The 2,687-nt window shown below is 43.0% G+C and carries 1 protein-coding gene; it reads left to right on the top strand.

Features of this window, described 5'->3' with window-relative positions; genetic code table 11:
- Positions 1–97: 97 nt before the first annotated feature.
- A complete protein-coding gene (locus ACZFYI_RS18670; protein ID WP_462525634.1) occupies positions 98–2,554 on the top strand; it encodes an ABC transporter permease in 2,457 nt (818 codons plus the stop codon).
- The last annotated feature ends 133 nt before the right edge of the window (positions 2,555–2,687 follow it).

Here is a 2,687-nt window from a genome sequence, read left to right as displayed (position 1 = left end):
GATTCTTCGTTTCACTCAGAATGACGGATTCCGACAACTCGACAACTCGACAACTTGACAACCCTACAACCACTATAACCACTTTAACTTTCCTCCTATGTTCAAAAACATCTTCAAAACAGCCATCAGGAGTTTTTGGAAAACCAAAACGATCTCCCTGATCAATGTACTCGGCCTTTCTCTAGGAATAGCGATCTGCATCATTATTTCCCTGTTTTTGTTCAATGAACTGAGTTATGACAAGCACCACGCAAATGCAGAGAGGATTTACAGGGTGAAATCTGACATCATATTCGGCGGAAACAATTTCAGAATGATCCAATGTCCTGCACCCATGGCAGAAGCCATGCCACTTGAGATCCCTGAAGTTGAGGCGGCAGTCCATTTCAGGAGTCAGGGATCATTTTTGGTCAAAAGGGAAGAGGATAACATCAAGGAAAATGATGTGATCTATGCAGGAAAAGACTTTTTCAAAATATTCACTGTACCCTTGTTGGAAGGCAGTGAAGAAGGCGCTTTGGATGAACCCAATACGATGGCCATCAGCAAAAAAACCGCGGATAAATTTTTCCCAAATGAAAGTGCTGTCGGCAAAACTCTGATTTTGGACAATAAAGAGAGCTACAAAATCACCGCTGTGTTTGAAGATATGCCGGAAAACAGCCATTTTCATTTTGACCTGATTTTGGCTGCAGCAGGCTTGGAGGAAGCTCAATCCACTTTTTGGTTGAGCAATAATTTTCCCACTTACCTTTTACTCCATGAAGGGGCTGATCCTGCTGCCGTCGATGCCAAACTCAAGGAAATGATCCAAACCCATGTTGTCCCGGCTTTGGGTCAGGTGATGGGAGAAAGTTTTAGCATGACGGAGTTTGAGTCAACCGGAAACAAGATTGATTATTCGCTTCAGCCTTTACTTGATATCCACCTTTACAGCAACCTTCAGGGGGAGTTTGAACCCAATTTCAATATCACTTACATCTACATGTTTGCTGCCATCGCTGTATTCATTCTGCTGATTGCCTGTATCAATTTCATGAACCTTTCCACTGCAAGGTCTTCAAGCCGAGCCAAGGAAGTGCGAGTGAGAAAAGCGCTTGGTTCAGGTAAAAAAGATCTGATGTGGCAGTTTTTGACTGAAACCTTTTTGATGAGTATGTTCTCATTTATGGTCGCATTGGCGATAACTGTCTTTTTGCTTCCGTTTTTCAATGAGCTTTCAAACCGCTCTCTGCAGATTCCTTATTCCAATTTCATGTTTTACCTGAGCTTACTCGGTGGTGCGCTTATCGTGGGACTTTTGGCGGGCATTTATCCCTCCTTTTTCCTTGCAGCCTTTGAGCCGATCAAGGTCTTGAAAGGAAATCTTTCAAGCAGAAAAGGAAGCGGGTCAGTCCGAAGCAGTTTGGTAGTATTTCAGTTTGCAATTTCCATTATCCTGATCATTGCCACGGTTTCAGTATTCAGTCAGCTGAGCTATATCCAAAAAAAGGAACTCGGATTCAACAAGGATCAGGTGATCATGGTAGAGGATATTTATGCCCTGGGAGATCAGGCACAGTCCTTCAAAGACGAAATCGTGCAAAGCAGTTTGGTGGATGTGGGTACATTCAGCGGTTTTCTCCCTGTTTCAGGGACTTGGAGATCAGACAATCCATGGTGGGGTGAAGGCAAAGATCCGAAGCAACAGGAGAACTTGGTAAGTCTTCAGAACTGGTCTGTTGATTTTGACTATATCAAAACTTTGGGAATGAAAATCGTTGATGGAAGGGATTTTTCCTTGGAATTTCCTTCTGACTCCAATGCAGTGATTCTGAATCAAACAGCCTTAAAGAACTTCAACCTGGAAGGCAATCCCATTGGACAGCGGATTGCCACTTTTTCAGGAAATCCCACAGATGGATTATCCACTATAGATTTGGAATACAAGACCATCGTGGGGATTGTTGAAAACTTCCACTTCGAATCCCTCAAGGAAAATATCAGTGCGGTGATGATTTACCCCGGCAAGAGGCCTCAGGGATTTGCATCCTTTAGATTCAATGCCAAGGACAGTAAGGAAGTCATAGATTTGGTTGAATCAAAATGGAAGGCAATAGCTCCTGGTCAACCTTTTAATTATACTTTCCTCGATGATAAGTTTGGTGATATGTACAAAGCTGAATCCCGAATCGGAAAGGTATTTGCTTCTTTTACCATCATTGCTATTTTCATTGCATGCCTTGGTTTGTTTGCTTTGACTGCCTATACCGCTGAGCAAAGGAGAAAAGAAATCGGTATCAGAAAAGCCCTTGGAGCAAGTGTGGGCGGAATTGTTTTCTTGCTTTCCCAAGAATTTACCAAATTGGTTTTGATTGCTTTTGTCTTTGCTGCACCGTTGGCTTGGTATGGCATGAGTCAGTGGCTGCAAGATTACCAATTCAGGATTGACTTGGGTTGGGAGATTTTTGTGTTTTCCGCTTTGGGCGTTTTGGTGGTAGCTTGGGGGGTTATGGGAGTCCAATCCGTCCGCGCTGCAATGGCCAATCCTGTTGATTCTTTGAGAAGCGAGTGATTTGAGAAGCGAGATGCTAGAAACGAGAAGCGAGCCTTGGTGAATTCATAATTATAAATTAATAATGAAGAATGACGGATCCATTAACCCGACAACCTGACAACGCGAAGCAGACAACAATTAAAACAAATTG

The organism is Aquiflexum sp. (genome assembly GCF_977115555.1).
This window is presented reverse-complemented; position numbering and strand designations above follow the sequence as displayed.